Origin of the sequence: Georgenia daeguensis (assembly GCF_039537705.1) — a bacterium.
Classification (GTDB): Bacteria; Actinomycetota; Actinomycetes; order Actinomycetales; family Actinomycetaceae; genus Georgenia; species Georgenia daeguensis.
In genome coordinates, this window is the sequence record NZ_BAABBA010000050.1 from 1 (window position 1) to 5,906 (window position 5,906).

The window sequence follows — 5,906 nt, forward strand, 5'->3', positions numbered from 1 at the left end:
GGACGCGGGGTGATCCCCTTGAACTAACAACCAGGGAGATCAACTGACCGCGGACAGGGAGATGAACTGTCCGCCCACAGGGAGATCACCCGTCCGCCCACAAGGACATCCCACTGTCCGTTGACACCGCTTGGAACCAACCTCACTTTGGTCATATCGAGTTGCGGTTTAAGAGGTTCCGGAGGCGGTCAGATGGTGCGACGGCAGAACGCCTCGTCCCATCAGCTCTCGCCGCCGGCCGCACCAGCGTCCGAAATCGCCTGCGTGGGCGCGAGCGGTAGGGCGCGGTAGAGGGTCGATCGGTCAACGCCGAGCCGGCGTGCGACCTGGGCCTTGGGTACGCCGGCCTCGATCCACTCGCGAGCGTTGGTCAGGTCCTCGGCGGTCAGTTTGGGTGCTCTGCCGGTGTAGACGCCTCGCGCCTTTGCGGCGCGGATGCCTTCGGCCTGCCGTTCCTTGGCGATGGCCTTCTCCAGCTGGGCGAAGGACGCCATGATGTTTATTTGGAACTCCGCGAAGGCGTCGGTGGCGCCCGGCCGGAAGGCGACCCGCTCGTCGAGGAACTCAACGACTACGCCCTTGGCGACCAACTCACCCACTATCTGGTTCAGGTCCACGACCGAACGTGCGAGTCGGTCCATCGAGGCGACCACGACGGTGTCCCCCTCGCAGGCGTAGGTGATCATCTCCGCCAGTGCGGTGCGACCGTCGCGCCGAGCGCCGGACTGCTTCTCCTCGAACAGCCGGTGCACTTTGCCGAGCGTGGCGATCTGCCGGGCGAGGTTCTGGTCGGTGCTTGATACCCGCGCGTACCCGATCCGCTGCCCGGTCTGTTGCGTCATGTCTGGACCCTTGCACGTATCTGTCGCAGAAGCGTTAGAAGTGGGCTCTACGCAACAGGCAAAACTGCTGTCTTGGGCTGTTGAGTTGGGCTGTACCCCATTGCGACGGTCTGGTGGGCGGCCGCCCCTTGGCACTAGCCAGCGACACTACGAGGGAGCGCTGGCGGTGCGTCTACCCCGCCCCGACTGAGATTCGCCGGGCCGCAGTGGAGGATCCTTTACTGGCGGTTTGACTATGGCAGGACTGCCACCCCGCAATAGTTCGAGGCGCGCCGGGCATCGCCGCACGGTGGTCGGGCTCGCGGTCGGCTTGATCGCCTTCGCACTGTTCTCCAACATCGTCGTTAGTGACGACACCGACGCTGTAGATACCGCCAAGGCGTGTGCCGAGGCGCGAGAGGCCGGCGCTACCAGTGCAGAGCTTGCGGCAACCGCGTGCGATTCGCCACAGAACATGGATGACCCAACGGGGCCGAACCCCACTTCCACCGAGGTACGGGCAGCCCTGGCAATCCAGCTCACTGCCGTGCTAGGGCGTGTCTCCCAATAGTTGAGCCGCCGTGCTGAAACGCTTCGGCGGTGTCGCGAGCTGCTGTGTTAACCGACGCCGAGTGGGAGCTGATCGCCCCGTTGATGCCGGCCCCGGGGCGTCGGCGCGGCCGGCCGTTCCGGGAGCACCGCACGGTGGTCGAGGGCATCATCTACCGCTACCGGGCCGGTATCCCGTGGCGTGACTTGCCCGAGCGGTTCGGGCCGTGGCAGAGGTGTGGAAGCGCCACCGCCGCTTCAGCGGTGACGGGACCTGGGACAAGGTCCTCACCACGCTGCTCACCCGCGCCGACGCGGCCGGGCTGATCGACTGGGAGGTGTCGATCGACTCGACGATCAACCGTGCCCACCAGCACGCCACGAACCTCCCCAGGGACACAGGGGGACCCGTCGAACTACATGAAACTGCTCGAGGAGCCGCCTGACCACGCCATCGGCCGCTCCCGCGGCGGCCTGAGCACGAAGATCCATCACCTGTGCGACGGGAACATGCGCCCGCTGGTGATGCTTCTCGGGCCCGGGCAGGGCGGAGACTCCCCGATGTTCGAGCACGTCATCAACTCCCTGCACGTACCCCGGCTCGGCTCCGGACGGGCCCGGACCACACCGGTGCGGGCGCTGGCCGACAAGGCCTACTCCTCGAAGGCGAACCGGGCGCTGCTGCGCCGTCGCGGCATCCAGGCCGTCATCCCCGAGCGCTCGGACCAGGTCGCCAACCGCAAGCGCCGCGGGTCCAGGGGCGGACGTCCGGTCACGTACGACACCGTTGCGTACAGACGGCGCAACGTTGTCGAGCGCTCCTTCAACGTCTTCAAGCAGTGGCGGGCCCTGGCTACCCGCTACGACAAGCTCGCCCTGACCTACCGCGGCGGCGTGGTCCTGCGCGCCGTCACCATCTGGCTGAAAGCATTACGCGGGCCGCGATGATCGTGTAGGTCTCATGGCTTCCGGGGTTGTGGCCTCACTGTCGGTACGCGTGTGGCATTGGGTGGTATGTGGCGGGGGCGTGTTGGTGCTCGGTGTGCGTCCTCGTGTAGCGGCGATGGCGAGACAAAGGCTTCGACGACGTCGTTGATGGGAAATGAGAGTTGCTCTTCAGCATGCGTTGGATGTCCTCCGAGGAGTCGGAAGTTCTGTGGTAGACGGCGCCGACGGTGCGCGTCGTAGAAAGGTCGCCTGTCATGCGGGCCTAGGCTCCGTAAGGTGCGAATCATTGTCGGTCGCGGGCAAACGCCAGTATTCATGCTGGCGGTGTCGCTGCTGGCGGTGGAATTGCTGGCGGGCATGCAGTCATTCCTCTCGCAGACGGTCATGCCCCTTGTGGCGGCCGAGCTGGACGGTGCCCATCTGTACGGGGTGCTGAACGCGTCCTCCCAGGCGGCGATGTTCCTGACGATGCCGTTGGGCGGTTGGTTGCTGTCCAGGTTTCGCATCGGTCCGCTGATGCTGGCCCTGACCCTCGTGACGGTCGTCGGAGCGGTTGTTTGTGCGCTGGCGCTGTCGATGCAGGCCTTCATCTCCGGCACGGTCATCCGCGCGTTGGCGGCTGGTGGGTTGGCCACTGTGTCGATGGGCGCCGTGGCGCGGGGTCTCCCACCGAGACACCGGCAGCTTGTGCTGGCCGGCATGTCTGGCGTCTGGGTGGTCTCATCTTTGGTCGGTCCCGCCTACGCGGCGTCCATCTCCTCGGCTTTCGGATGGCGGTGGGCGATGGTCGCCTTCCTCCCCGTGCTGCTGTTGGTGCGGATGATGATCGCTTACTACATGCCGCCCCGCTCGGACGACGAGGCACCCGAGAAGGCACCGTGGGCATGGGCCATCGTCCTCGCGACAGGGGCCCTGGTTCTGTCGGTCCCGGCCGGGGTGTGGTCGGGCCTGGGGATCGCCGCCGGCGGCCTGCTCATGCTCTGGGCGGCACGCGCGCTGCTGCCAGCGGGCTCGCTCCGGGGGGCCACAGGTCGTCCGGCGGCGCTGTCCGCGCTTTTCGTCACCACGGGGGTCTACTTCGGTGCAGCACTGGTTTTGTCGGTCGTCGCTCACGACGCCTTTGGCCTCGAGGCGCATCGGTACGGCTTCATCATCGCCGCGCCAGCTTTCGTGTGGGCCATTCTCGGCCTGTGGTGCGGTGCGCATCCCGCGACGAGGGACGGTTTCCGACGGCGGGTGCTCACCGGTGGCGCAGCAGTCGCCATAGCGATTGCGATACTCCTGGGTACGACTTTGCTCGCCAGTACGCAGGGGCATGCCTGGGTGGGACTTCTCGCCGGGGCGGGCGTCCTCGGACTCGGCATGGGCATGATCTATCCCGACCTGCTCGGCCGCTGTTTCACCCCGCCGCAGCCGGGCGACGGGATCTCCCAAGATCGAATGGCCGCCGCAGTCATCCTGGCCGAGGCGATCGGCACCGCCCTGGTCACCACCGTCGCCTACAGCTGGCTCGGCACCGGCTTCGGCCTCGTCGACACGTCCTTGCCGCGTTCACAGATTCTGTACGCCGGCCTGCTCCCGCTCGCGGTGTTGATGATTCACCGCCTCGCCGCTGCAAGCCCGAGAACTATGGCGTCGCGGTAGCGGCCGATCAGGCGCTTTCACGAGGTCCTCGACGACACCGGAACGCATGAAGCAATTGGGAGACACGCCCTAGGGGACTGCGTCGCCCAGGCTGCGCCGGCCGGCGAGGAGTCCGACGAGCGACCGATCGCCAATACTGAGTGCATCGACCTCCAGCAAGCAATTGCTCGACTATTGGCCGAGTGAACGTGCCACGCGGAGGGTGGCGATACGCATTACATGGCATCGGAAGCTACGACCGAGGGCCTTCGATAGTGTCCTACAGTGACTATCGACATCGATTCCCTAACAGCCGACATTCGCGCCCTAGAGCCCCAACCCCGAACCGTGGGTTGGACGAGTCTCACGTACTGCGTCCTCGACGCCGTCTGGTCGATAGGTTCGGACTACGACGACGTCGTTACGCCCTTAGTACGGAATGTTGCCCTGACTCTTACCGATCAGATACCAGTCGCCCCCCTGGCTGAAGTCCCCACGGCGGATGCCGTACCACTCACAACATTCCTTGCGCACTACCCTGATACCGACGCGCTCTTGGCGCAGACCAATCGGCAACGGACGTCGACGCGAAGCGGAATCCTCAAAGCTGAGGCAGCCAGGCGGTTCGCTCAGGTCCTGGTGGACCACAACGTCACAACCCTCAACATTGCGCAGGGGATCGCCAGCGGCGGCGACATTTACGACGCCGTAAACGTCTCACTCGCTGAAGTACCGGGCGAGGGGCAGTACGGCATCCGACGCAGCTATTTCTGGATGCTCGTAGGGGATGACCAAGGCGTGAAGCCGGACCGAATGGTCATGCGCTGGCTCAGGCGACGCGGATTCACCGGAGAACCTGGAAGTGCTCTGAGCTTGATCCGTCAAGTAGCCAAGAATCTTAGCGATGCTTCCCGGACGTACACCCCCTGGGAGATTGATCATGCGATCTGGCTCGCAGAGAAGCCCAACTAACAACCCACTCCCCAGCGGGTGCTGAGATCCATCGTCGGAGACTGAACCTCGGCGGGCTCAGCCTTCCTTCTGACGACCAGTTGGACAGAAGGAGCCGGCGCGGAGCTCCGTTCGAGCGCTCTTGCTCACCTCCATCACCTCGCCCAACGACCGGATCTACCGGCGCGGGCGACTCACCAAAAGCTGCCGCCCTCCGGTCGCTGCGCTCCCTTCGGTTGCCACCAGGATGCTCCACGCGCCTTCCGGCTTCGACAGATTCACCTAGTAAGTGGCCCCTCAAGGGGGGCACGGACCGGCGTTACTCCGCTGCGATTTGCCTAGCTGATCGGGTGCTGGCGCACCCAGGATGCCCATTCGACCTCATACCTTTGGCCAGCCTCCGCCCAGGTCGCGTCACTCCCGAACGGTGTGTGCCCGTTCTCGAGACACGCACCGCAGAACGTCTCGGTCTCCGGGTATGTGAGTGAGCCCGCACCGCAGTCGACTCAAATCGGACCCTGTGGTGGCCCCTCAGCATCCGGGAAGAGGCGCTCGAACTTTTCCGAACCAGAGGCTGCGGCAATGATGCCCAGTTGAAGTGCCGGGAGCAGTTCGCGAGCCTCCGCAACTGACAGCCGCTGCGGCAGGAGCCGCTGCTCCATCTCATTGTCCTCGGCGCCGAGCGCACGAAACGTGAGAGCCGCAGGGAACCGGCCCAGGCGCTTGCCGGTCAACCTCACGTACCACCCCGTGCCGTCGTGACTTACTTCGAGAACGCCGTATCCGGGATCGTCGAGACTGATGGTGTAGTCGCCGCGGAACCAGTAGTAGCTCATCGTGAGCACCTCACCCGTGTGCCGGATTTCACGGCGCGTGTCCCTCGAAGAAGGGTCTGCTGCACGGATAGGTGACATCTGATCTGTGGTGCCGCAGGGTGCCACTGGAAGGATGTGCACCGTGCCTAAGCCATACCCCAAGGAGTTCCGCGACGACGTCGTGCGGGTCGCGCGGAAT

At 65.1% G+C, this 5,906-nt stretch carries 4 protein-coding genes and 1 pseudogene; 3 read left to right on the forward strand and 2 right to left on the reverse strand.

The window, feature by feature from the left end:
• Positions 1-221: 221 nt before the first annotated feature.
• Positions 222-842: a recombinase family protein gene (locus tag ABD774_RS21065; protein ID WP_345045624.1), complete on the reverse strand. Its 621-nt coding sequence runs from the start codon at positions 840-842 to the stop codon at positions 222-224.
• 579 nt (positions 843-1,421) lie between these two features.
• Between ABD774_RS21065 and ABD774_RS21070 the strand changes: the two are divergent.
• The 3 genes and pseudogenes from ABD774_RS21070 to ABD774_RS21080 all read left to right on the forward strand — a co-directional run bounded on the left by ABD774_RS21070 (position 1,422) and on the right by ABD774_RS21080 (position 4,913).
• Positions 1,422-2,318: pseudogene (locus ABD774_RS21070) on the forward strand (IS5 family transposase).
• 276 nt (positions 2,319-2,594) lie between these two features.
• On the forward strand, positions 2,595-3,962 hold the full coding sequence (locus ABD774_RS21075) for an MFS transporter (RefSeq protein WP_345045626.1): 1,368 nt from the start codon (positions 2,595-2,597) through the stop codon (positions 3,960-3,962).
• A 264-nt stretch (positions 3,963-4,226) separates the two neighbouring features.
• Positions 4,227-4,913, forward strand: coding sequence for a hypothetical protein (locus ABD774_RS21080; protein ID WP_345045629.1), 687 nt, complete (start codon positions 4,227-4,229; stop codon positions 4,911-4,913).
• A 485-nt stretch (positions 4,914-5,398) separates the two neighbouring features.
• Here the strand turns inward: ABD774_RS21080 and ABD774_RS21085 are convergent, their stop codons facing one another.
• Positions 5,399-5,728, reverse strand: coding sequence for a hypothetical protein (locus tag ABD774_RS21085; RefSeq protein ID WP_345045631.1), 330 nt, complete (start codon positions 5,726-5,728; stop codon positions 5,399-5,401).
• Positions 5,729-5,906 lie beyond the last annotated feature (178 nt).